This is a genomic window from Streptomyces sp. NBC_01224, from assembly GCF_036002945.1.
Lineage (GTDB): Bacteria > Actinomycetota > Actinomycetes > Streptomycetales > Streptomycetaceae > Streptomyces.
Genome location: NZ_CP108529.1, coordinates 8394223 through 8418305 on the forward strand (window position 1 = coordinate 8394223; position 24083 = coordinate 8418305).

The 24083-nt window shown below is 69.3% G+C and carries 19 protein-coding genes; 12 read left to right on the forward strand and 7 right to left on the reverse strand.

From position 1 onward, the window contains the following. Positions 1-4: 4 nt before the first annotated feature. Complete coding sequence (locus OG609_RS38065) at positions 5-889, reverse strand: ABC transporter substrate-binding protein (RefSeq protein ID WP_327276968.1); 885 nt, start codon at positions 887-889, stop codon at positions 5-7. Positions 890-1191: 302 nt separating this feature from the next. Between OG609_RS38065 and OG609_RS38070 the strand changes: the two genes are divergently transcribed. Then, positions 1192-1638: a hypothetical protein gene (locus OG609_RS38070; protein ID WP_327276969.1), complete on the forward strand. Its 447-nt coding sequence runs from the start codon at positions 1192-1194 to the stop codon at positions 1636-1638. A gap of 18 nt (positions 1639-1656) precedes the next feature. On the opposite strand, the gene OG609_RS38075 is transcribed toward OG609_RS38070, so the two are convergent. From OG609_RS38075 to OG609_RS38085, 3 genes are all read right to left on the reverse strand, one after another. Beyond that, positions 1657-2190 (reverse strand): Lrp/AsnC family transcriptional regulator, encoded by a 534-nt coding sequence (locus OG609_RS38075; protein WP_327276970.1) that lies wholly within the window; start codon positions 2188-2190, stop codon positions 1657-1659. An 80-nt stretch (positions 2191-2270) separates the two neighbouring features. Beyond that, positions 2271-3686 (reverse strand): NAD(P)/FAD-dependent oxidoreductase, encoded by a 1416-nt coding sequence (locus OG609_RS38080; RefSeq protein WP_327276971.1) that lies wholly within the window; start codon positions 3684-3686, stop codon positions 2271-2273. Positions 3687-3788: 102 nt separating this feature from the next. Further along, positions 3789-5237 (reverse strand): aldehyde dehydrogenase family protein, encoded by a 1449-nt coding sequence (locus OG609_RS38085; RefSeq protein ID WP_327276972.1) that lies wholly within the window; start codon positions 5235-5237, stop codon positions 3789-3791. A 246-nt stretch (positions 5238-5483) separates the two neighbouring features. Here OG609_RS38085 and OG609_RS38090 point away from each other — a divergent pair, with 246 nt between their 5' ends. From OG609_RS38090 to OG609_RS38100, 3 genes are all read left to right on the forward strand, one after another. Continuing rightward, positions 5484-6944, forward strand: a complete 1461-nt coding sequence (locus OG609_RS38090) for an APC family permease (protein ID WP_327276973.1) — start codon at positions 5484-5486, stop codon at positions 6942-6944. A gap of 102 nt (positions 6945-7046) precedes the next feature. Next, complete coding sequence (locus tag OG609_RS38095; RefSeq protein ID WP_327276974.1) at positions 7047-7442, forward strand: glycosyltransferase; 396 nt, start codon at positions 7047-7049, stop codon at positions 7440-7442. 97 nt (positions 7443-7539) lie between these two features. Beyond that, complete coding sequence (locus OG609_RS38100; RefSeq protein ID WP_327276975.1) at positions 7540-8745, forward strand: FUSC family protein; 1206 nt, start codon at positions 7540-7542, stop codon at positions 8743-8745. 19 nt (positions 8746-8764) lie between these two features. Here OG609_RS38100 and OG609_RS38105 read toward each other — a convergent pair whose 3' ends face one another. Then, positions 8765-9820, reverse strand: a complete 1056-nt coding sequence (locus OG609_RS38105; protein WP_327278325.1) for a PP2C family protein-serine/threonine phosphatase — start codon at positions 9818-9820, stop codon at positions 8765-8767. 276 nt (positions 9821-10096) lie between these two features. Between OG609_RS38105 and OG609_RS38110 the strand changes: the two genes are divergently transcribed. Next, positions 10097-11101: an alpha/beta fold hydrolase gene (locus tag OG609_RS38110; RefSeq protein WP_327276976.1), complete on the forward strand. Its 1005-nt coding sequence runs from the start codon at positions 10097-10099 to the stop codon at positions 11099-11101. 277 nt (positions 11102-11378) lie between these two features. Here OG609_RS38110 and OG609_RS38115 read toward each other — a convergent pair whose 3' ends face one another. Next, a complete protein-coding gene (locus tag OG609_RS38115) occupies positions 11379-13190 on the reverse strand; it encodes a hypothetical protein (RefSeq protein ID WP_327276977.1) in 1812 nt (603 codons plus the stop codon). A 230-nt stretch (positions 13191-13420) separates the two neighbouring features. Here OG609_RS38115 and OG609_RS38120 point away from each other — a divergent pair, with 230 nt between their 5' ends. The 7 genes from OG609_RS38120 to OG609_RS38150 all read left to right on the forward strand — a co-directional run bounded on the left by OG609_RS38120 (position 13421) and on the right by OG609_RS38150 (position 22297). Further along, entirely contained in the window at positions 13421-14803 is a 1383-nt protein-coding gene (locus OG609_RS38120) for an extracellular solute-binding protein (protein WP_327276978.1), read from the forward strand. A 57-nt stretch (positions 14804-14860) separates the two neighbouring features. Next, on the forward strand, positions 14861-15892 hold the full coding sequence (locus tag OG609_RS38125; RefSeq protein ID WP_327276979.1) for a carbohydrate ABC transporter permease: 1032 nt from the start codon (positions 14861-14863) through the stop codon (positions 15890-15892). Continuing rightward, positions 15892-16818 (forward strand): carbohydrate ABC transporter permease, encoded by a 927-nt coding sequence (locus OG609_RS38130; RefSeq protein WP_327276980.1) that lies wholly within the window; start codon positions 15892-15894, stop codon positions 16816-16818. Before OG609_RS38125 ends, OG609_RS38130 begins: the two co-directional genes overlap by 1 nt. A 171-nt stretch (positions 16819-16989) precedes the next feature. After that, on the forward strand, positions 16990-19785 hold the full coding sequence (locus OG609_RS38135) for a hypothetical protein (protein ID WP_327276981.1): 2796 nt from the start codon (positions 16990-16992) through the stop codon (positions 19783-19785). An 85-nt stretch (positions 19786-19870) separates the two neighbouring features. Further along, positions 19871-20845, forward strand: a complete 975-nt coding sequence (locus OG609_RS38140; protein WP_327276982.1) for an acetylxylan esterase — start codon at positions 19871-19873, stop codon at positions 20843-20845. Positions 20846-20960: 115 nt separating this feature from the next. Next, complete coding sequence (locus tag OG609_RS38145) at positions 20961-21671, forward strand: hypothetical protein (RefSeq protein ID WP_327276983.1); 711 nt, start codon at positions 20961-20963, stop codon at positions 21669-21671. Then, complete coding sequence (locus OG609_RS38150) at positions 21668-22297, forward strand: hypothetical protein (protein ID WP_327276984.1); 630 nt, start codon at positions 21668-21670, stop codon at positions 22295-22297. The genes OG609_RS38145 and OG609_RS38150 overlap by 4 nt, the downstream gene beginning before the upstream one ends. A 12-nt stretch (positions 22298-22309) precedes the next feature. Here the strand turns inward: OG609_RS38150 and OG609_RS38155 are convergent, their stop codons facing one another. Next, complete coding sequence (locus tag OG609_RS38155) at positions 22310-24034, reverse strand: serine/threonine-protein kinase (protein ID WP_327276985.1); 1725 nt, start codon at positions 24032-24034, stop codon at positions 22310-22312. Between the last annotated feature and the right edge of the window lie 49 nt (positions 24035-24083).

Here is a 24083-nt window from a genome sequence, read left to right on the forward strand (position 1 = left end):
GCACTCACTGCCCGTCGTTCACGGTGGCCTCGGGCACGGCGCTGCCGCCGACTCCCCAGGTGTCGAGGATCTTCTTGTAATCGCCGTTGTCGATCAGTTCCTGCAGGGCCTTGTGGACGGCATCGCGCAACCCGCCCTGGCTCTTCGCGGCCGCGATGCCCCAGGGGGCGGTGCCGTACTGTGTCGGCAGAACCTCGTAAGCGCTGCTCTTCTTTGTGAACATCCTGGCGACGGGATAGTCGACGATGGTCGCGACTGCGCGTCCGCTGTCCAGCTGCAGCAGCCCGGTCGGCGCGTCCTCGCTCTGCGAGATCCGCATCTTCTCCTTGCACCTGGCGTTCTGTTCTTCGCCGATGTGGAGGTTCGAGCTGCCCTTGGCGAGGACGACGGTCTTTCCGCACAGGTCCGTGAGGGACTTGATGCCCTGCGGGTTGCCCTTCTTCGTCATGATGACGCCGCCGGTGCGGAAGTAGTCGACGAAGTCGACCGCCCGGCGCCGCTGGGCACTGTCCGTCATGGACGACATGACCAGGTCGAAGCGTCCGGACTCCAGGCCGGGGATCAGCCCGTCGAAGGCGGCATTGGTGAGTTCGAGCTTCAGCTTGAGCCGCTCGGCGATGGCCTCGGCCAGGTCGGGGTCGACACCTGTGAGCCGGGTGGTCCCGGGCTCGTACATCTCCATCGGCGGGTATCCCACCGCGGTGGCCACCCGGAGCACACCCTTCTGCCGGTACTGCGCGGGGAGCAGCTCGGCTGCGGTCCGGCCGGCGGCGGCCTGCGAGGAACTGCCGGACGGGGTGTCACCCTGGCCGGAGCGGCCACACGCGGTGGCCGCGAGAGCCACTACTGCCAGGGCTGCCAGACAGCGCAGAGAACGGGGACGATTCATCGGATTTCTCCCTCACGGGGTGGCGGTGCGCCGATGCTGGCAGTCGCGCCCGGGTGAATGGAAGATGATGAAGCTATTCATGCCTGACCATCGAAATCCGTACGGGTCCGAATCTCTGTGGACGAGGACCCCGAACGGGAACGCGGCAACGCATGCGATAACCACTCGGCCGGCGTGCACTGCTGCTCGGCACCGGTGGACTGCTCACGGGATCCACGGGCTGCTCGGCAACCTCCCGGAGTGCGGCCGGCCCGTCCGAGTCGGTATCCCCGACGTCCCTGTCTCCGTCTCCGCTCGCGTCCTTGCCCGCGACCACGGCCTGGCGCCCCGCCCGCGCCGACGTGGACCCCACCGTGAAGCTGCGCGCCGTACAGGTGGTGGAGGCGATCGGTGAGTGGCCCACCGGGCAGGGCGGTGCGGCGGCAGCGAAGAGACGGGTGGCCGCGCCGTCGCTGGTGAAGTGGGCGCATCCGTCCGACCGTCCTACGGGCCCTGCTGCGACTGGCCGGTACGTACCGGATGGATGTCTCCGTGTTCCGCTCCGGGCCTTCGACGTATGGCGGATCGACGGGCACACGGTCGTCGATCCGGCCACTCCGCGCCGGTTGACCGAGTCCTTCATCCGGGATGCGGCGGCGGCCGGCTCGTACAACGTCGGCGAACCGGTCCAGCTCTCCGGGGACGCGACGGCGAATCAGTTCTTCACCGACACCCATCACGACGATGTGCACGTGGGATTCACGCGCTGATGACGCCCGCGATGCGGCTCAGGCGCGCTGGTCGAGACCGGCGCTGAGCGGTGGCTGCGGGGCGTCGAGCAGCGAGGTGTCCACCTCGCCGACGCCCCAGCCGTACGCCAGCTTGTGCACTTCCAGTACGAAGAACGAGTCGGTCGAGACGACTCCGTCGATGTGATGCAGCCTGCGGTTCATCAGGTCGGTGAAGTGATCGGTGTCCCGGCAGATCACTTCCGCCATCACGTCGTAGGTACCCGCAGTCATGATGACGTAGGAGGTCTCGGGCAACTCCCTCAGCCGTCGGCAGACCTCCTGGGCGCTGCCCGGCCTGACCCGGATGCCGACCATGGCGAACCGGTCGAAGCCGATGGTCAGCGGGTTGGCGATACCGACGATCTGGAGGGTGCCGTTCTCCTCCATGCGCTGAACGCGGTAACGCACGGAGGAGGCCGGAATGTCCAGTTCCTCGGCGATCTGGCTGTACGGGCGGCGGCCGTCCGCTTGAAGTGCGGCGATGATCTGACGGTCGGTGTCGTCCAGGGGGCTGCCACCCAGCGTGCTCATGCTGTGCTCCGGCTCTCATGTACGGCCCGCCACGGTGTGCGGGCCTGGATCTTCGGTCGTACGGGCCTATCCTGCCCGGCTCAGGAGTCGAAGCCGAGGCCGAGCCGGTCCAGGGCGCGCAGCCACAGGTTGCGGTGGCCGTACGTGTCCTCACGGGCCATGGACCACCGGGTGGCCTCGACGCCGAGATAGCGGACCGGCTCCGGGGGGAAGGGCACCGGGGGGCGGCGGATCATGGCGGGCCGGAGCCGTTCCGTGCGCCGGCCGGAGAGCAGGTCGAGCATCACCTGGGCGCCGTAGCGGGTGGCGCCGACGCCGAGTCCGGTGAAGCCGAGGGCGTAGGAGATCCGGCCGCGCGCGGCGGTGCCCGCGAACATGCAGAAGCGGGTGGTGGAGTCGATGACGCCGCCCCACGAGTGCGAGAAGCGGACGCCGGCGAGGGCGGGGAAGGCTTCGGCGAACTGGGCGGCGAGAATGTCGAAGGTGGCGGGGCGCTGGGTGAGACGCTCCTCGACCCGGTTGCCGTAGTGATAGATGGCGTCGTAACCGCCGAACAGGATGCGGTTGTCGTCGGTCTTGCGGAGGTAGTGGAACTGATTGCCCGCGTCGGTGATTCCGTGCTCGCCGATCCAGCCGATGGCGGCGAGCTGCTCATTGCTCAGGGGTTCGGTGGTCAGCGCGTAGTCGTAGACCGGAATCATGGTGAGCGAGAGGCGTTTGAGCAGGGGCCGGTAGACGTTGGTGGCGAGGGCGACCTGCCGGGCACCGACCGCGGCGTAGGGGGTGGTGAGGCGGACCCGGCCGGCATGACGGGTGGCCAGGGCGGTGACTTCGGTGTGCTCGGCGATGCGGACTCCGAGGTCGAGGCAGGCGGTGCGCAGGCCCCAGACGAGGCGGGCGGGGTCGAGGAGTGCGTAGTCGGGGGACCACAGGCCGGCTGTCCAGAGGGGGGAGTCGACGTAGCTCCGCAGTTCGTCACGGTCCAGCAGCCTGGTCTGTTCGCCGTACCGGCGGGCGAGCGCATGGGCGCCCTTGAGTCCTTCGGCCTGCCAGGGGGTGGCGGCGGTGGTGACCTTGCCGCTGCGTATGAACCCGCAGTCGATGTCATGGGTGTCCAGGTCGCGCCGGAAGGCGTCGAAGTTCTCCATGCCCAGGCGGTGCAGCAGCCGGGACTCGGTGGGCCAGCGGTCGGCGCCGTTGGCGAGACCGTGGGTGATGCTGGGGGAGCAGAAACCGCCGTTCCGGCCGCTGGCCGCGTGGCCGCAGGTGCTCTGTTCGAGGACGAGGACGTCTCGTTCGGGGCGGGCGCGTTTGGCGAGCAGGGCGGTCCACAGCCCGGTGTAACCGCCGCCGACGACGGCGAGATCGCAGGTGGTGTCGGCGGTCAGCCGGGGCAGCGGTGTGGGGTGCTCGGGCCGGTCCAGCCAGTAGGGGGCGGCCTTCGTGTCGCGCAGTCGGTTGCGGTGGTCGGTGGGGCGGGGGGCTGCGGTGGTCATCTGGCGGGTACCTCGTTACCGGCGTGGTGGGGCAGCGCGGGCCGGGGCCCCCATTCTGGTCGGGGGCCCCGGTCGGCGGACGGTGGAGTGGGCGCGGGGCGGTCAGAGACTGATGACGCCGGTACGGGTGTCGGTCATGTCCATGAGCGTCCACTTGCCGCCGATGCGGCCCCAGCCGGTGGAGCGGCTGCCGGCGCCGCCGAAGGGCATGTTGATGTCCCACCAGTTGTTGCTCTCGTTCACGACGACCTGGCCGACGGCCATTTCCTCGATGAAGCGGAAGGCGGAGGTCATGCTGCGGGTGAAGACGGCGCCCTGGAGGCCCAGTTTGTCGTCGTTGGCAATGCGCAACAGGTCGTCCTCGTCCCGCCCGGTGATGATCGGGACGACCGGGCCGAAGGACTCCTCGCGGGACAGCAGGCTGTCCTCGGGCACCCCGTCCACCACGGTGAACTCGTAGTAGAGGTCCGTGGGGTGTCCTGAAGCGCGCTTGCCGCCGAGCAGGATGCGCGCGCCGCGCTCGCGCGCGTCGGCCATGTGACGGTCCATCTTGGCCGCGACGCCCTCGTTGTTGAGGGGGCCGAGAACCGTCTTGGGGTCGAACGGGTCGCCGAGGGTGATGCGCTGGGCCTCGCGCAGCACGGCCTCGACGAACTCGTCGTGGATGTCGGCGTGCACGATGACGCGTTCGGTGGCGCAGCAGACCTGTCCGGCGCACGGGTAGGCGCCGTCGACGGCGGCCTTGGCAGCGGCCTCGACATCGGCGTCCGCGAGGACGACGAGCGGGCCGTTGCCCGAGCACTCCATGATGGAGCGCTTGAGGCCGGCGGCGGACTGGATCTTCGCCCCGGTCGCGGTGGAGCCGATGAAGCCGATCGCGTGGATGCCCTCGTGGCGTACCAGCGCATCGCCGGTGTCACCCTCGCCGGGCACGATGTTGACGAGGCCGTCGGACAGTCCGGCGGCGACGAACGCCTCCATCGCCTTGAGAACGGTGAGCGGGGTGTTGGCAGGCGGCTTGACGACATGGGCGTTGCCGGTGGCGAGTCCGGGGGCGACGAACTCCGCGAGCATCAGCAGCGGGAAGTTCCACGGCGTGATGATGCCCCAAGTGCCCACCGGGCGCTGGAAGGTGAACATCCGCTTGGTGTTGTCGGTGGAGGGCAGCGTCTCGCCGTGCAGCCGTACAGCGTCCTCGGCGTGCAGGTGGAAGAGCTTGGCCGCCTCCTCGATGTCAGCGACGGACTCGGCGAGCGGCTTGCCCTGCTCCAGGGACTGGAGGCGGGCGAGTTCGTCCACGCGCTTGCCGAGTTCCGTACCGATGCGGTGACAGAGCTCGGCGCGGGTCCACACATTGGTCGCGGCCCAGGCCGGCTGGGCCGCGTTCGCGGCACGCACGGCCGTGTCGACGTCGGCGGCCGCGGGCAGCGGGAAGGTGCCCACGAGTTCGCCCGTCGCGGGGCTGATGACCTCGTGGGTGGTCCCGGATGTGCCGTCGGTGTAGGCGCCGTTGATGAAGAGCTGGTGCCGGTCGGCGGTCGGGGTGGTCATGCGTTGGCCTCTCTGTCCTGTTCCTGACCGGGAACGGGCGCGTCGGCTCTGGGCCGCGCCGGCCCGGGTCGGGTGCGAAGCGATGACTGGAGACTTGCTGAGCAATCAGGAACTGTCAAGACTGCTGAATCAGCAAAACTCAAAGTCGATCATTGCTTGTTCGTGAGTATTGACAGGTGTTTTTCGCTTCATCTATAACCGGGCCCCAACGACTCTCCTGTCTGCGCCCACCCTGAGGGGAAGCCCATGTCATCCCAGCCAAAGACCCCAGCCCCACCCTCGCCGGACCCTTCGGACTCCTCGGGAGCGGCGGGTGCTTCCACCCCGGCACTGCCGAAGAAGATGAGCTGGTTCGACGGATTCGCGATGTCGCTGACCATGCCGGCGGCACTCATCGCCTCGCTCGGCGCCTCCATCGGCGGCCTCGGCGCCTGGGGTGCGATCGCCTTGTGGGCGGCCTCGATGGTGCTGGCCACCGCGACCAACTGGATCTACACCGAACTGGCCGCGATGTTCCCCGACTCCTCCGGCGGGATCGCGCACTACGCGACCGAGGGCTGGAAGAAGCGGGCGCCCGTGGTGGGCCCGATCGCGAGCATCGGCTACTGGTTCCCCTGGACGACGGCCCTCGCCGTCTACTCCGGGCTCATCGGCTCCTTCGTCCAGGCCCAGTGGTTCCCCGGCCAGGACTGGAGCCTGGAGTTCGGGCCGCTGAAGGTGGACTTCCCCATAGCGGTGGGCCTGCTCGTGATGCTGCTGCTGTTCGGCGCCGCGATGATCGGCCTGCATGTCGCCATGTGGGTCGTCTACGTCACCGGCGGTGCGCTGCTGGTGCCGCTCGCCGTCTTCATTGTCCTGCCGCTGTTCTCCGGTGACTGGAGCGCGCAGGGCCTGCACTGGAATCTGCACGGCGCCGCGGGGTTGCGCGAGGCGCTGGTGTGGCTGTACGTCATGGCGTGGACATCATTCGGTGTGGAGGTGTGCGCGACCTTCGCCCCCGAGTACAAGGACACGGTGCGCGACACCACCCGGGCCCTGCGCGCCGGTGTGCTGTTCTCCCTCGGCGTCTTCATCCTGCTGCCGCTGACCCTGTCGGGGTACGTCGGCGAGAAGGCCATCGGCGAGGAACCCACCACCTTCTTCGTCGGCGCCTTCCAGGACCTGGTGGGCGGCGCCTCCGACCTCATGGTGGTCTTCCTCATCGCCTCGCTGCTGCTCATCATGATCACCGGTCTCGCCGACGGCTCCCGGGTGCTGTACGAGATGGGCAAGGCGGGGCTCACCATCAAACAGGTGGGGGTACTGAACAAGCGCGGGGTGCCGGCCCGGGCACTGCTGGTGGCCCTGGTGCTGAACGTCTTCGTGCTGACGGTGCTTCAGACCCCGCTGGCCATCATCGTCACCGGCAACCTGGGATACATCCTCACCCATGTGCTGGCGGTCTCCGGCTTCGCGCTGCTGCGCAAGGACCGTCCCGACGCCCTGCGGCCCATCCGGCTGCCCCGTTTCTTCGTGCCCCTGGCCTGGACGCTGGCCGGGTTCCTCACCGTGGTGCTGGTTGTGGGTGCGACCGGCTTCTCCATCACCGGATACGGCGGTTACACCGAACTGGGTGTGGCGCTCGCCGTCCTGGTCGCGGCCGTACTGCTGTGGCTGTACCGGATCAAGGTGCAGGACCGGCACGTGACCGACGACCGTACGGTCTGACGACCGGGGCGTACGTACCCGGGCAGGCGCCGGAATCAGGCGGAAAGTGGGCCTGTGGGCAGGGGGCGGGGGGAGCCGCCCGACGAGGAGCTCGGGCCGGTGATGGCGCGCGTGCTCGAGCTGCCCCCGGACGACGTGGGTGCCGCAGGCCGATGTCCTGGGCAGTGCCTCCTCGTGGTCTGCCACGGCGGGTCGGGGACGGTCTTCGGCGCCCTCGCGGCAGGCGTCCCGCTGGCCTGCGTCCCCCTCTTCGCGGACCAGCCCGTGAACGCCCGGCTGGTGACCGAGGCGGGCGCGGGAACAGCTGTCGCCCCGACCGTGGGCCCGGCGGACGAGTCGACGGTGCTCGGCCCCGACGATGTCTCCCGTATCCGGTCGGCCGTCGAACTGGTCCTCAAGGAACCCTCGTACCGGGCGCGGGCCGAGTGCCTGTCCGACGAGATACGGGCCACCGCCACGGGCAGGGAGCTGATCGGCGTCCTCGAACCGCGCTCCTGAGCCACGACATCCGCAGCTCCGCCCATCGGCACGTCCGTACGGTGGGGTTCGGAGCGCCGAGGCGCTGTGGCGGCGTACGCGCGGGCATGGGATAGAGATGGCACGAGTATCCGCACCCGTGATCAAGCTCGTCCGGCGTACGACCGAGCCCGTCGGAGCGCAGACCCTGCGATCCACGGCGGCTTCCGTCATCGCCTACGTCGTGGCGGTGTGGACCCTTCCGCATCCGGCACCGCTGACCGCACCGCTCACCGCACTCCTCGTCGTACAGGTCACGCTCTACGCCACCCTCACCACGGGGATCCGCCGGGTGAACTCCGTCATCGTCGGGGTGCTCATCGCCAGTGCGCTCAGCTCCCTGGTGGGACTCAGCTGGTGGAGCCTCGGACTGACCATCTTCGCCTCGCTGATCATCGGGCGGCTGGTGAGGGTCGACGAGTTCGTACCCGAGGTGGCGATCAGCGCGATGCTCGTACTGGGCGTCTCGCAGGTCGCCTCCACGGCATGGGACCGCGTGCTGGAGACACTGATCGGCGCGGGCGTGGGAATGCTGTTCAACCTGCTCTTCGCGCCACCCGTCTGGGTGCAGTCCGCGGGCGCCTCCATCGACAGTCTGGCCCACGCGATGGGACGTATGTTCCGTGCGATGGGAGAGGACGTGGGCGGTCACGCCTCCGTCCAGCGGGCGGCCGACCGGCTCCACGAAGCCCGTCGGCTGGACCATGACATCGTGGAGGTCGATGCTTCACTGCGGCAGGCCGAGGAAAGCCTCACGCTCAACCCGCGCGTCCGGCAGGGAATGCTGTACCGGGTCGTGCTGCGTACCGGTCTGGACACCCTGGAGATCTGCGCCGTGGTGCTGCGGGTGCTGTCACGCACCCTGACCGACCTGGCCAAGGCCCGCACCGACGAGACGCTGTTCCCCGCCGACGTGGCCGAATCCCTGACGGATCTGTTCGGGCAGATGGCCGGTGCCATCGAGAGCTTCTCGGAGTTGATCACCACTCCGGTCGCGGAGAACGGCGAGGAGGCCGAGGACCGGCTCGCCCGCGCACTCGCCGTCAGCCGTGCGACCAGGGACCGGGTGGCGATCCTGCTCCTCGAAGACGTTCAGGAACATCCCAGACAGTGGCAGTTGCACGGAGCCCTGCTTGCCGAGGTCGACCGGATTCTGGACGAGCTCGACATCGACAAGCGCACGGAACGCCTGGGCAAGGAACTCGACCGGCACTCGGCGCAACTGCACGAACGCCATCCCTGGTTGCGTGCCGTATCGCGCAGGCTGCGAGGCGGCCAGGCCTGAGCGGTGCGGGCGGGTGGCGTCACCCGGAGGCCGGAAGCCGTTCGATGGCGACCATCGCCGCATCGTCGCCCAGGCGGCCGCCGGCGTGGCGGACAAGGTCGGCACAGAGGGATTCCAGCAGGGAGTCCGGGCCCTGGCCGCACCGCAATGCGGCCCGCTCCGGGAGCGGATAGAAGACCCCTGACCGGTCCCGGGACTCGATGACACCGTCCGTGTACAGAAGCAGGGTGTCGCCGACGCCGAAGGCGAACGTCTCCGCCGTGTGTTCGGTGACCAGCAGGTGCGTCAGACCGAGCGGCGGGGCGGGCGCTCGTACTTTGAGCGGGATCGCCTCTCCCGCGCGCAGCAGGAGCGGCGGTGGATGACCGCAGCTGACGAGGTGGAGTTCGGTGGAGGCATCGGGGATGTCGAGCACGGCCGCGGTGACAAAGGACTCCGCAAGGTCGTCGTCCACGCCTTCGTGAACGGTGTGGTTCTCGTTCAGTGCGATGCTCGCCTCCAGATGCGCCACCAGATCGGGCAACTGCGATTCCTGGCGGGAAAGAGCGTGGAAGGCACCCAGGACGCTGGCTGCCTCGCCGATCGCGGACAGTCCCTTACCGCGGACATCGCCGATGATCATGCGGGTTCCGTCGGTGGTGCGGGCGGCAGCGTACAGGTCGCCCCCGATCTGCGCCTCCGCCTCCGCGGCCAGATAGACCGAGGCGATGCGCAGGGGGCCACTGCGCCTGGGCAGCGGCCGCAGCACCACTCGCTGCGCCGCTTCGGCGACCGAACGGAGCTGGGACACCGCCTGCTCGTTCCGTTCTCTCAGATGGGCGAAGAAGGTGACGAAGCCAGAGATGAGAATGAGCGCGATGATCTGGTAGGTGTGATTGAGGTCGTTGATGCTGGTGCGCGCGATGGCCACCAGGGATTGGGCCAGCACGGCGACCGCACCGACGAAAGCGGTCATGCGCGGCCCGGTGAAAGAGGCAGCCACCGCAGGAGCCGCCACCAGGAACGGGCCCATGTGAACATCCGGCGGCGAGATGACGTCAACCACCGTGACGACGGCGATCAGCGCGAACGGCATCGCCACGAGAGCGTTCCTGCGTCTTCGGGTCTTTGGGGACGGCTGCAGGAACCGCCGGGAAGCCATGCTTCCGGGATACCGCACCCGGTCCGCCTCCGCTCCCCGTACAGCTGATCGGCAGGGCACGGCACACTCTCGGCTTCCGTCACTCCGTGTTGCATGTCGTTCACTCCGGCGGTCGCGCGTTTTCACTCCTTTGCTTCGCGCGTCGCGCCGTCCGGGCCGGGCCTGGCAACGCTGAGCCCACCAACCGCTCCTCGACGAAGAGAGAACAGCATGACCATCTCAACCCTCCTCGCCCCGCGGATGTGGATACGCGGGAGGCGCGTGCAGACCGTCGCCGCGGCGCTCGTCGCGGCCGCCCTTGCCGCGGCCGCCGGACCTGCCGCAGCCGATGGCGGTGCCGATCCGCCCGGCGCCAAGCCCACGGTAGTGGTGGTACACGGCGCGTTCGCCGATGCCTCGGGCTGGAACGGCGTGGTGGAACGCCTGCAGCGTGACGGGTACAAGGTCATGGCCCCGGCCAATCCGCTGCGCGGGCTCGCTGGTGACTCGGCGTACATAGCCGGCGTGCTGAAGAGCATCAAGGGCCCGATCGTGCTGGCCGGGCATTCCTACGGCGGTGCGGTGATCAGCAACGCCGCCGCGGGGAACCCGCAAGTGAAGTCGCTGGTGTTCGTGTCCGCGCTCATGCCGGACAAGGGGGAGAGGCTGTCGGACCTGTCCGCGAAGTTCGCGGGAAGCGAGCTGAACGCGGCTCTGAAGCCGGTGCCGTTCCCGGAGGCCGACGGAAAGGAGGGGACTGATCTGTACATCCGGCCCGACAGGTTCCACGACGTCTTCGCGGCGGACGTGCCGTCGGGCACCACGGCCGTGATGGCCGCCACTCAGCGCCCCATCAACGGAGCCGCGTTCATGGACACGGCGGCTGCGGCGGCCTGGAAGACCATTCCGTCCTGGGCGCTGGTGGCCACCCGGGACAAGGCCATCGCCCCGGATCTCGAACGCTTCGAGGCCAAGCGCGCCAATTCGCACACCGTCGAGGTCGACTCCTCCCACGTCGCGATGATGTCGCACCCCGATGTCGTCGCCGATCTCATCCGGCAGGCCGCCGGAGACCGAACACCCGCGAAGTCGCTCATGGCCCCGACGGGCACCAGCACTGTGGTCCTGGCCTGGATCGGCGGACTCGCGGGCGTGACCGTCCTGACAGGCGCGGGCCTGGTGACGGCGGCCCGCAAGCGCCGGGTCACCAATGGCGTTCCCGACAGGGCCTCCTGACACGAATGCACGGATCAGCGAGCACCCGGGAGCAGGCCGGACCCCGGGATCCGCTGCGCCCGTCGCGGCACGGCGCCACCGATAAGAAGCGGTGCGAGGCCCCGTAGAGCCGGATGCCTGCCGTGCCCAGAAGGATATTGCCGCCCACCTCACTGTCGTCGCCGGACCGCAGGACGATCGAGCCCCGGCTTCGGTCCAGCACGGCGTTGTTTTTCACGCCGGCTCCTGCCGAGGGAGCTCCGCTCCGGCCTCGGGCCGAGGCGGAGCTCCTGGGTGTCTACGGCACCAGCAGGGTCTCCGACAGGCGGGGCGACGGCGGTGCCGCGCCGTCCACCGTCGCGGAGTGCAGCGCGGCGTGCTCCTCGCGGGATACGACCGACCGGCCGCCGCGCACTGTCAGCCGGCGTCCCTGAGGGGTTGTCCAGCACACCTCGGCGCAGTCGCCGACCACATCCACCTCGGGATCCGGCACCGGCTCCCCGCCCTGCTCCGTACCGGACGGCACGAGGGAAAGGGTCCCCGCCGCGAACGTGTCGCCCAACGCCGCCCAGTCCAGCTCGACCGGGGTCGCGCTGTCGAAAAGGACGACTTCGATCCGCACCCCGTCAGCGAGCGGGACCAGCCGGGCCGTCGGCGTACGGCCGCCGAAACTGCCCCCGGCCAGGCTGAAGCCCAGCCGCGCCGTCCCCAGGTCGAGGTCGACATCGCCGTCGACCACGGACGCCTCCGCTACGGGCGGCGCACCGATCACGTCCACCACCAGACGCAGCGACCGCGCCCGGAACCGGTCACCCGGCTCGATCATGTCGAGGTGGTGGTGCCGGTCTCCCGCCGGGCAGGCAAAACCCGTCAGCCAGGCCACATGCGGGCCGCTCTGCACGGTGGAGAGCACACCGGACGCGAAGTCGAAGTCCTCCGCCCCGTCGTCCTTCATCAGATGGACGTGCAGATGCCCGGGGGAGCCGTCGGGGCGCACCCAGTGGCCGAACAGTGGGCGGCGCTGCAGCCAGGTGTCCTGGTGGTTCACGCTGCCCAGTGTGGTGACCGCGTCCAGCCAGGTGGTTCCCGTCTCCGGGGAAGGGCTCTCGGCGAAGAGCTCCCGGTGCTCACGCTCACCCTTCAGTGCCAGCAGTCGTGGCAGGGCCCAGTCGGGCATGCGGTAGTCCACACAGGCGTGCACACCGATCGACATCTCCCCCCGGACAGGGCCGATCTCCGGGGTTCCCAGCACACCGCGTACCGCCTTCACCAGGAACGGTGGCACGCCCAGATCGTTGCTGTAGCAGCGGGCCATGGGGCCGGAGAGTTGACGGGTCGGCGGGTGCCAGCGGGCCAGGAAGTGCAGCCAGAGCCGGTCGTGCAGCCGGTTGTTGAGCTCCAGCACCTCCTCGTCCCGGACGTGTTCCCTGATCAGGGTCAGCGTCTGGAACACGACACCCCAGTAGGTCGGGCTGTTGAATTCGGTGAAGCTGCCGGTGCTGTCAATCGCCTCGCACAGCCGCACCATGCGGTCCTTGCCGTAGGCGAACAGCGCCTCGTCGTCGAGGATCCTCCCGGCGGCAAGCGTGACGAACGTACCCATCACGGCGACGTTGGTGTACGCCATGTGGACATTCCGGCGGACGATCGACGCCGCCGCGTGCCGTACCGACTCCCGGAGTTCACGCAGCACCGCGGGTGGCAGACGGTCGCCGTGCCGGGCGTGCACCAGCAGCAGCTGGATACCGAGGAAGTCCGCCCAGTTCCAGTCGGCGGGGTCCATCCTCGCTGCCGGTTCCTCGGCGTAATAGCCCCAGATGCCGTAGGTGGCGCTCTCCGTCAACCGGTCCTGGAGCTCCGCGATCCGCAGGATCACGGAGTGGGCGCGCTCGCCGTCGCCGTCACCGTCCCGTTCGAGCAGGAGCAGCGCGTACTGCAGGGAGTTGCGGGTGGGGTGCGCAGGGCCGCCCTTGATGCGGGTGTGGATGGGGTTGTACGGGGCTTCGACCTGCAGCAGGTTCGCCTCGGAGTCCCAGCAGCGGTCGCCCTCGGAAAGGGCCGCTCGCAGCAGGGCGCGGTCGTACTCGGCGGCCGACCAGGCAGGGTGCACGGGATGTCCTCCAGCTCGCGATCGTCGGACCGACGATCTCCGGCAACGCTTGGGAAACGTTTTCCAGAGGCTAAGTCGATGTCAACGGTCGGGCAAGGGGCATGCGGTGAGAACCCGGGTCAGAAGTCCATCCCGAACCCATTGACGCAGCGATATTGGGCGGTGCAAGGTGACCCCGGCTGGAAAACGCTTTCCAGCCGGTTCCGGTCTGCCCCTGAATGGAGTCCCCGATGAGACCCTCCCTGCGCATCGCCCTGACGGGCGTCACCGCGGGTGCGCTCGTCTGCGTGCTTGCCTCGTGTTCCGGTTCCGGCAGTGACACCGCCGGCGACGGTACGGTGACCATCACCGTTTCCGGGCGCCCGCCGGCCACCGATGCGGCCTCACTCAAGACCTTCGACGCGCGGGTGGCGGAGTTCGAGAAGGCCAACCCCAAGATCAAGATCAAGACGAACGAGTACCAGTACGACCAGCAGAGCTTCCAGACCAAGGTCGGCGGCGGCAGCCTGGAGACGATCGTCCGGGTGCCGCTCACCGAGATGTCGGGCCTGATCAAGCGTAAGCAGATCGCCGACCTCACCGCCGACTTCAAGAGGCTGAAGCACAGCGAGGACTTCAACGAGGTCGCGCTCGGCGCCGCGAAGGGCCTGGACGGCAAGATCTACGGAATACCCACCGAGGAGTATGCGCTCGGACTGGTCTACAACCGGGATCTCTTCAAGAAGGCCGGACTCGACCCCGACCAGCCGCCGGCCACCTGGCCCGAGGTCCGTGCCGCGGCCAAGGCGATCTCCGAGAAGACCGATGCCACCGGCTACGCCCAGATGACCAAGGAGAACACCGGTGGCTGGATGCTCACCGCCATGGCCTACTCATTCGGTGACACCATGCAGGAGGAGTCCGGCGGCAAGTGGGCCAACACCTTCGACCATTCCGACAGCGGCGCCGAGAAGTCCCTGAAGGCGCTCAAGGAGATGCGCTGGACGGATCAGTCGATGGGCAAGAACCAGCTGCGCAACCTCACCGACATGGAGAAGGACTTCTCCGCCGGAAAGATCGGCATGACGATCGCCGGGCCCAGCATCATCGGCCACTACATCCAGCAGTACAAGGGCGACCCGGAGACCATCGGGCTCTCCGCCATCCCCACGGACGGCAGCAGCAAGCGGACCCTGGCCGGCGGCACCATCGCCGTGATCAGCCCCAGGGCCACCCCGCAACAGCGTGAGGCCGCGGCGAAGTTCATCGACTTCTACTACCTCGCTCCCAAGTACGACGTCGCGCTCGGCGAGAAGGACGCGGCGGCCAAGAAGAAGGACGGCGCCGTCATCGGTGCGCCGACCGTCCCGTTCTACAAACCGGCCATCGCCGACCCGGTCCAGGCCGCAATCGACAAGCAGGCCAATGTGCCGGTCGCGCACTTCGCCCCGTACAGCAAGGCACTCGGTGAATACGAGCTGGTCATCGAGCCGCCCGTCGAGGCACAGAACGTCTACAAGGCCCTCGACAGCGCCGTCCAGGCCGTACTGACACGCGAGGACGCCGACCCGGCCGAGCAGCTGAAGAAGGCCGCCTCACAGGTCAAGTCCCAGGTGGAACGGGCGCAGAACTAAGGCGTGTCCGGCACATCAGGCACTGAGCACAGCACGAGGAGAGGCGAGGAGACGTCAATGAGCAGGTCACACGCGCCTGTCGCGCCCGCCGGGAACCGCACCGAGAAGAACCGGACGCAGAAACGCCGTTCCGCCGGCCCCTCCGCGCTCCGGACGCGGACGTCGGACGGGCCGCCGCGCACCGCCTCCCCGCGTCGCGGCGGCCCGGCGGAACGCTTCGTCCACTGGGTCAGGCAAGGAGGTGTCACCACCATCCTGTTCGGCCTGCCCATGGTGCTGTGCTTCGCCTACTTCTCCTGGTGGCCGATCGTCCGGAGCGTGCAGCTCAGCTTCGAGCAGACCAATCTGATCGGCCCCGGCACCTGGGTGGGACTGGACAACTTCCGGCATGTGCTGGAGGACCCGCTGCTGTGGACGGCCGTCAAGAACACCGCACTGTTCGCGGCGCTCGCCCTGCTGATCGGCTTCCCGGTGCCGCTCTTCCTCGCGGTGCTCATCGCCGAACTGCGGCGCGGCAGCACGCTGTTCCGAATCCTCGCCTACCTTCCGGTGGCCATTCCCCCGGTGGTCTCCGTCCTGCTCTGGAAATGGTTCTACGACCCGGACGCCGGCCTGTTCAACCAGCTGCTGGCCCATGTGGGCCTCGGCCCGTACCCCTGGCTCCAGTCCACCGACACCGCGATGCTGTCGATCGTCCTGGAAGCCACCTGGGCCGGCTTCGGCTCCACGGTGATCATCTATCTGGCGGCGCTCGGCTCCGTACCGACCGAACTGTACGAGGCCGCCGAGATCGACGCCGCGGGTATCTGGCGCCGGGTCTGGCACATCACCCTGCCGTCGCTGCGCGGGGTCATCCTGATCATGCTGCTGCTCCAGATCATCGGCACCCTTCAGGTCTTCACCGAACCCTTCGTGATGACGGACGGCGGCCCGGAGGACTCCACCGTCACTGTCCTGATGCTGATCTACAACTACGCCTTCCAGAACGGCGACTACGGAGCCGCGACCGCGCTCAGCGTGCTGCTGGCCCTCGTGCTCGGCGTGCTCTCGGCGATCTATCTGCGGGCGACGAAGAGCTGGAGCAACTGATGGCTGTACAGATCCCCCTTCGCACCCGCCGCAGGAACCGTCCCGAGGAGAGCGGACGCGGACTCATCTCCACCGCCGACCGCCGGCGGACCTCCGTGCGCGTCTCGCTCCGCTCCGTCCAGGGGCTCTCGCTCCTCCTGCTGCTCGCGTTCGGCGCCGCACCCTTCTACTGGACCTTCAAGGGCGCCGTCTCACCGACCCAGGAGCTGCTGCGCGAGCCGCTGGCACCCTGGCCCGACCACGCGCAGTGGGACAACCTCTCCCGCGCCTGGAACGAACTCCAGGTCGGCCACTACCTCTGGAACACCGTGGTCCTGGTCACCGGCTCGGTCGTCGCCCATCTCGTCGTCGCCACCACCGGCGGCTACGTCCTGTCCGTGCTGCGCCCCAAGTGGGCGGCGCCCGTGCGGTGGATGGTGCTCGCCACCCTCTTCATCCCCGGCTCCATCTCCCTGGTGGCGCTCTACCTCACCGTGCTCGATCTGCCGGGCCTCGGAATCTCGCTCGCCAACAGCCCCTGGGGCGTCTGGCTGCCGCACGCCGCGAGCGCCTTCACCGTACTGATCGTGATGAAGTTCTTCGACGGCATCCCGCGCGAACTCTTCGAGGCCGCGAAGGTCGATGGCGCCGGCCCGTTCATCATCTTCCGCCGGATCGTGCTGCCCATGTCGCGGCCGATCCTCGCGGTGGTGACCCTGCTGACGGTCATGAACTCCTGGAAGGACTTCCTCTGGCCGCTGATCGTCATCCCGGACACCGAGAAGCAGCCCATCTCCGCCGCACTGCCGCGCCTCGCGGAAACGGCGGAACAGTCGCTGCTCATCGCCGGGATGCTGCTCGCCATCCTGCCCCCGGTCGTGCTGTTCCTGATCTTCCAGCGGCAGATCGTACGAGGCGGGGGAGGCTTCACCGGCCTCAAGGGATGAGAACCACCCGGGCACACGCGCGGACCCGGTCCGCGCCGGCCGACGGCGGCAGCGGTGCGCGCCGACGGCACACGGGCCGGTGTGCTCCGCCGGGGTACAGCCGACGGAGCACACCACCACCCGGGACCACCCAAGGACGCACCGCGCCGATCCGATCGAGAGGACACCTCGATGGAACAGAACGGCACGATCCGGCCAGGTCCCCTGGCACCGGCCAGAGTAATGGGCCGCTCCAGACGGCCCGCCGCATGGGGCAGCGCCGCCGCCCTGCTCGGCTGCCTGCTGGTGGCAGCACCCCTGCCCGGCACGGCCCCGGCCGCCCACGCGGCCGGTACCCTCACCGTCACCTCGCCCGACCTGCTCTTCATCAAGGGACAGGCGAAGATCACCCTGACCTCCGACGAGGCCTCGGTGGCCTGGAAGGCCATCGACGACCAGGGCCTGACGCTCGCGTCGGGCACCGCACCGGTCTCGGGCGGAACGGCCACCGTAGACGTCACCAAGCTCGGCAGCGGCTACTACACGCTCACGGCGACCGCGGGCGCCACCACCCGTACCGCCGACTTCGGCGTACTGACCGCGCTTGCCGGCCACGAGCAGAAGGACCCCCGCTTCGGCACCGGCATCCACTACGGGTGGAACGACGGCGACGACCAGAAGCTGCTGCGCTCGGTCAAGCTGATGGGCATGCACGGGATACGCTCCGACATCAATTGGAGCGCCATCGAGAAGACTCCCGGCGAGTACACCTGGAGCAACTACTCCACCGACCAGCACATCCCGTACGCCAAGGCGCAGGGGCTGACCGCCCTGCCCATCTCCGGCTACCGGAACGCCAATTACGACAGCAACCGGACACCGGCATCCGACGCGGCGCTGGAGGCCTACGGCAAGTACACCGCCGCCGTCGTGGAGAAGTACCAGCAGTCCACGAAGGAGGTCGAGATCTACAACGAGTACAACTCGACCGGCTTCAACAACGGCACCTGCGGTATCACCGCCGACTGCTACCTCAAGCTGCTCAGGGCGAGCTTCGGCAAGGTGCACGCCAAGGTCCCGGACGCCACCGTCGTCGGCGGCGCCACGGCCGGTCTCACGACCGACTGGCTGAAGCGGCTGTACGCGATCGGCGGCCTGGACTACATGGACGCGCTCAGCGTCCACCAATACGGCTACCCGAACCCGCCCGAGGTGGCCCTGGAGAAACTGCCGCAGGTGCGCGCCGATCTGGACGCGGCAGGTGGCAAGGACTTCCCGCTGTGGATGACCGAGAACGGCTACCCCACCCACAGCGACGGCGTCACCCCCGCGTTGCAGGCCGCCTATGTGCCGCGCGCCCAGATCTTCTCGTTCGCCTCGGGCGTCGACCGCTACTACTGGTACGACCTCGCCAACGACGGCACCGACGCCAACAACAAGGAACACAACTTCGGTGCGTTCAAGCGGCCCACCACCGACGTCAAGGCCTGGCAGCCCAAGCCGTCCGTGGTCACCGAGGGCGTCCTGATCCGCCAGCTCGCGGGCCGTGCGTACGCCGGCCGTGACGACGCCGGTTCCGACGCCGTCCGCTCCTACCGCTTCGGCACCGGCACCGACACCGTCCGGGCGCTGTACACGACCGCGACGACACCCGGAACGGTGGAGCTCTCGGCCAGCGGCCCGGTCACCGTCACGGACCAGTTCGGCCGGGCGAAGACCTACACCCCGGCCGGCGGCAAGGTGCAGCTCGGGGTCGACGGCAAGGTGCTGTACGTCAAGGGCGCGGTGACCGGCGTCAAGTCCGTCGCCGCCCCCGCCTACTCCCTCGAACTCCCCGAGCGCACCAACACGGAGGAGCCCGTCAGGGCGGTACTCGAGGTCGACCGCACGAAGGGGCACCTCCCGGTGCCCTGGCCCGTGCAGTTCCGCGTGGCGGGGGAGACGTACCGCCTGACGGCCAAGCCCGGCCAGGTCACCCGCAAGACCGTCGAGCTGCCCACGTCGGCCCTGACGGGGACGCGCTCGGTGAGCGGCACGGTCGGATTCGGGCCGTTGACCCTCGGCCGCATCACCGATGACACGGAGGTGGTGCCCCCGACCGAGGTCACTTTCGACCCGGTGGTGAAGAAGGCGGCGCCGTTCACCGCCGCACTCCAGGTCACCGTCACCAACAACCGCGCCCGCTCCGCGCTCGACCTCACCAAGCTGGAATGGCAGGTGAACTCCGGCACCACCTATCTGGACCGGGGCACCATCGACGGGCCGATCGAAGTCGGCACCGAGTCCAGCACCTCGTACACCGTGGACGCGCGCAACATCAAGCCGTGGAACCGCTACTGGACTGCCGCCTACATCAGCAGCCCCGACGGCACCAGGACCCCCGTGGGCACCTGGAACGGCTGGGGCGCCGTCCAGCCCGCCGGTACGAACACCACCACACCCATCGACGTGGCCACCCAGGGCTCCCTGTACTACACCGGCGGCTACAACGGCGCGTCCGACCTCTCCGGCACCTTGCGGCCCCAGTACACCGAGACCGGGCTCGTACTCAAGGGCGAGATCACCGACAACGTCCTGGCCCAGCCCGCCACCACCGCCGAGAACATGTGGCAGGGTGACAGCATCCAGTTCGCCGTCACCCCCCAGCTGCCCGGCCGCAGCCGACAGTACGTCGAGGTCGGCGCCTCGCTCGTCGGCGGCAAGCCGCAGGTCTACACCTGGCGGCCGCCGTCCGGCCAGTCCGCAGGCCCGACCCCGGGTGCCACCGCCCAGATCACCCGTGACGGCACCACCACCCACTACACGGTGACGGTGCCGTGGGCCTCGCTCGGCCTCGCCGGCAAGCCGACCGCATCCATCGGACTCGGTGTCGTGGTCAACGACATCGACAACGACGGGCGGGCGCGCGGCTGGTCCGAATGGGGCGCGGCCATCGCCAACAACTCCAAGAGCGCCGCCGGCCTGCGGGCCGTCCAACTGACCGACTGACCCATCCGATGAACTGGCGGGGCCGGGCGCACCTGACAGCACCCGGCCCCGCCGCTCCACGCAACACCGTGAGGAGCCCCGAACCATGGCCCTGTTCGACCTGCCGCTCCACGAACTGCGCGACTACCGGCCGCGGATCGATGAACCGGACGACTTCGACGCCTTCTGGTCGAAGACCCTGGCAGAGACCCGCGCCCACGACCCCGCGGTCTCCTTCGAACCCGTCGAGACCGGGCTGACCGGACTGCGCACCTGGGACACCACGTTCGCGGGCTTCGGCGGCCATCCGGTCAAGGGCTGGTTCAGCGCCCCCGCACGCGCCGAGGGCCCGCTCCCGCTCATCGTGCAGTTCCACGGCTACAACGGCGGCCGCAGTCTCCCGCACTGCTGGGGCATGTGGCCGCTGGCCGGCTTCGCCCACTTCATCATGGACGTACGCGGCCAGGGCAGCGGCGGCAACGTCGGCGACACCCCCGACCCGGTCGGCTCCGGACCCTCCCACGCCGGCTTCATGACTCGCGGCATCGAGGACCCGGAGCGCTACTACTACCGCAGGGTCTACGCCGATGCCGTACGCGCCGTGGAAGCGGCCCGCTCCCATCCGCTCGCCGACCCCGCACGCACGGTCGCACTCGGCGGCAGCCAGGGCGGCGGCATCACCCTCGCGGTCGGCGGACTCGTTCCCGACCTGGCGGCGATCGCCGCCGATGTGCCATTCCTCTGCCACTTCGGACGGGCCGTCACCCTTACCGACGCCAACCCCTACTCGGAGATAGCCCGCTATCTCAAGATGCACCGCGGCAAGGAGGAGACCGTCCTGCGCACCCTTTCGTACTTCGACGGGGTGTCGTTCGCCGCCCGGGGCAGCGCCCCCGCGCTCTTCTCCGTCGCCCTGATGGACCAGACCTGCCCGCCGTCCACGGTCTTCGCCGCCCACAACGCATACCGCGGCGAGAAAGAGATCGAGGTCTACCCGTTCAACGGGCATGAAGGCGGGGCCATGTTCCAGGAGGCCGCTCAGCTCCGCTGGGTACCGAAGGCGCTGGAGAGCGCCGTCTGAGCGTTGCCGGGGTCCGGCCGCGTGGTGTGGATCACGGACAGCGTGTGGACAGCACCTATAAGGTCCATCGGGGCACGTCAAAGCCCCGATGACGCGGCAAGGACAAGGGCGGACAGTGCGGCAGAGAGCCTATGCGCAGGCGATGCGTGTCATCGCCTGCGCGCTGATGGTGTGGCAGGTCTGGATGATGTGGTACATCTCCAGCTACGAGGCGTCAGGCGTGCGATGGGCCTGCGACGCGACCGGGGGCTGCGCCAGCGACCAGTTCGCGTCCATGTCCCCGATGCTCGGAATGGTCTGTGCCGTCGCCCTCGGTCTGCTCTCCGCCCGGTACCTGCACCGCGCGGCACCGGGCGCGATGGTCACACTCTCCGCCGTCGCAGCCGCAGCCGGCTGGTACGACGCGGTGGCGGACGGCCAGGTCGAGTACAGCACCGTCACCAGCTTCCACATCTTCCTTCCGCTCGGCCATTTCTCCGTCTCCCAGTGGCTCACCTTCCTGTGGTCCGCCGCGGGCGTGGGCTGCCTCGTCGCCTGGTGGGGTGCGGCAGTGAGCCTGCGGCGCACCGCGGGACTGCGCAGGCTGTCCCGCCGCTACACCACGGCCGACGCCGTGCTGGAGGGCTGGCGGCCGGTGGGCCGCAAGTACGGTGAGATCACTGTGGTGTTCGACGACAAGGCCGGGGTGCGCCACGAGGTCCCGGCCGTCGTTGAACGCAGCGCCCTGCGACGAGACGTCCTCGCCGTGTACGACGCCGACCGCCCCGGCGACCCCGCTCTCACCCGCGTCGCGGTTCCCCACCGAAAGCTGCTGCGCCTCTCATGAACCGATCGATATCGTCCCTGCGCAGGCTCTTCTCCTCGCTCAGGCTGGTGGCCGCCCTCTGTATCGGACTCTCCTTCGCCGCGCTGGCCCAGGGCGCCATGGACGGCCCCCGCTGGCTGCTGCTGACCGGCATCCCCGCGACGGCCCTGGTCCTGACGATTCTCGGTGATGTGGCCGAGCCGTTGCGGACGAACATCGCGATGTCGGGGCTGCGCTCCGGCGGGCCGCGGGCCTTCGCGCCCGCCGTGGTCAACGGGGTGAAGACCGTCGGCAAGAAGACCGGCCGGCCGGTCCTCGACGGGCGGTCGGTGGAGTCCGTGTTCGCCTTCGACCTGACCGTGATGCCCGACGAGCTCCCCGCCTACCGGGTCCAGGTCATTCACCCCCTCGACCTGCAGGGCCTGCTGCACCGGTCCAGGGCGGTCGTCGAGTACGACCCCGAGCAGCCCTGGCGGGTCGTCATCCCCAACAACCCGCCGCGCGAATGGCTGGCCCGCGCGAACAGCGTCTCCCCGCCGGCCGAGGTCAGGGAGCGTGTCGGCGGGTTCCCGGCCGGTTTCTGGACGCTGGTGATGGGCGTGGCCCTCGCGGCCGTGCTGCTGGTGCTGGTGCGGCTGCTCGGCTGACCCGCGCCCGGTTCAGCCGTTGCGCGGATACTTCTTGAGCACCTTGCCGTTGATGTCGGCCCGCAGATAGGCGCCGCCGTACTCGTCCGAGACATAGACACTGAGGGTCGGCTGGTGGTCGTCGAACGGGGAGGCCGGATCGATGTCCACGTAGTGGCTGGTGGGTTCGGTGACGCCGAGCTCCTTGTCCGCCCGGCGTATCAGCCCCGGGAGGGCGTCCCAGTCGAACTTTTCCAGGTCCACGGACTTGGCACCCGGCATGAGGGTGCCACCCGCCCGTTCGCGGGTGGCCTCGCCGTCCCGGTACGCGTAGACGTCGTACAGACCCTTCTTGTTCTTGACCGGGGCCTCGATGCGCGCGTGTTCCTCGTACAGTGAGAACGAGGTGACCCGACTGCCGCCCATCACCGGCTTGAGCGCGGCGATGACGGACCGTGCCCCGGCCGGTGTCAGCAGATCCTTGGTCTCCGCCTCCTTCGCCTTCTCCGTCGCGGTGCTTGACGGGCTGCTGGAGGTGCGGTCCGAAACGGACGGCGTGCTGCCGGAAGCGTTCGTGTCCGGGGCGGGCAGCAGCGACCACACCAGGACACCGGTCAGGGCGGTCCCCGCGAGGGCGGTGGTTATCGCGATGGCGCGGCCCCGCCGGACCCGGCGGCGGATCTCGTGCGTCCCCAGCGTCGCGGGCTCCGGACGGGCGGGCGCGGCGACGGGGTGACGACCGGCCTCGGGCGCCCCGGCCGGTCGACGGACGGGGGCCGTGGGCAGGACCGCGGTCCGGCCGGCGGGCTCGTGGCCGGGCGGCACCGCATCCTGCCGCGTGTCCGGCTCGGGGTGCTGCGGCACCGCATCGCGCGGAGCCGCGGGGCTCTGCCGAGGCGCCCCGACCGGCTCACTCGACGGGGCGCCCACCGACGCCAGCATCCGGTCCAGTTCCCCGGCCCCGGGCCGCGCGGCGGTGTCCCGGGTCAGCAGCGCGTTCAGTACGGGAGTCAGCGGACCGGCCTGCCGGGGCGGCGGTATCTCCTCGTCCAGCACGGCCGCCAGCGTCGCCAGCGTGGTGGCCTTGCGCAGCGGATGCCGGCCCTCCACGGCGACGTACAGCATCATGCCGAGCGACCACAGGTCCGACGAGGGGTCGCCCTCCTCGCCGCGAATCCGCTCGGGCGCCATGTAGTCGGGGGAGCCGATGATGGAGCCGGTCGCCGTCAGGCTCGTGGACTCACGGATCGCGGCGATACCGAAGTCCGTGAGCACCGGACTGCCGTCGGCCCGCAGCAGTACGTTGGCCGGTTTCACGTCGCGGTGATGGATACCGGCGGCGTGGGCGGCGCGCAGCGCGGACAGCACCCCGCGGCCGAGCTCGGCAGCCTCGACGGGGGTGAGGGTGCCCTCGGCGAGGCGTTCCGCGAGCGAGGCGCCGGGCACCAGCTCCATCACGATCCATGGGTACGCGTGCTCGCCGCCGTCCACGATGTGGTGGACCGTGACGACGCCCGGGTGGTCGAGCCGGGCCAGCGCACGGGCCTCGCGCAGCACCCGCGCCCGCAGCAGCCGGGCCGCCTCCGGATCGTTCTCGGCGAGCGCGGGGTCCGGGGGCCGTACTTCCTTGAGCGCCACATCGCGGTGCAGGGCCAGGTCATGGGCCCTCCACACCATGCCCATACCGCCGCTGCCGAGCCGGTTCACGAGCTCGAAACGGTCGTCGATCACTCGGCGCACAGGCCCCCCAGCGTTCATGGAAAAATAGGGTACGGGGCGGGTTCGCAGCGCTGCTCACCCACCCCGT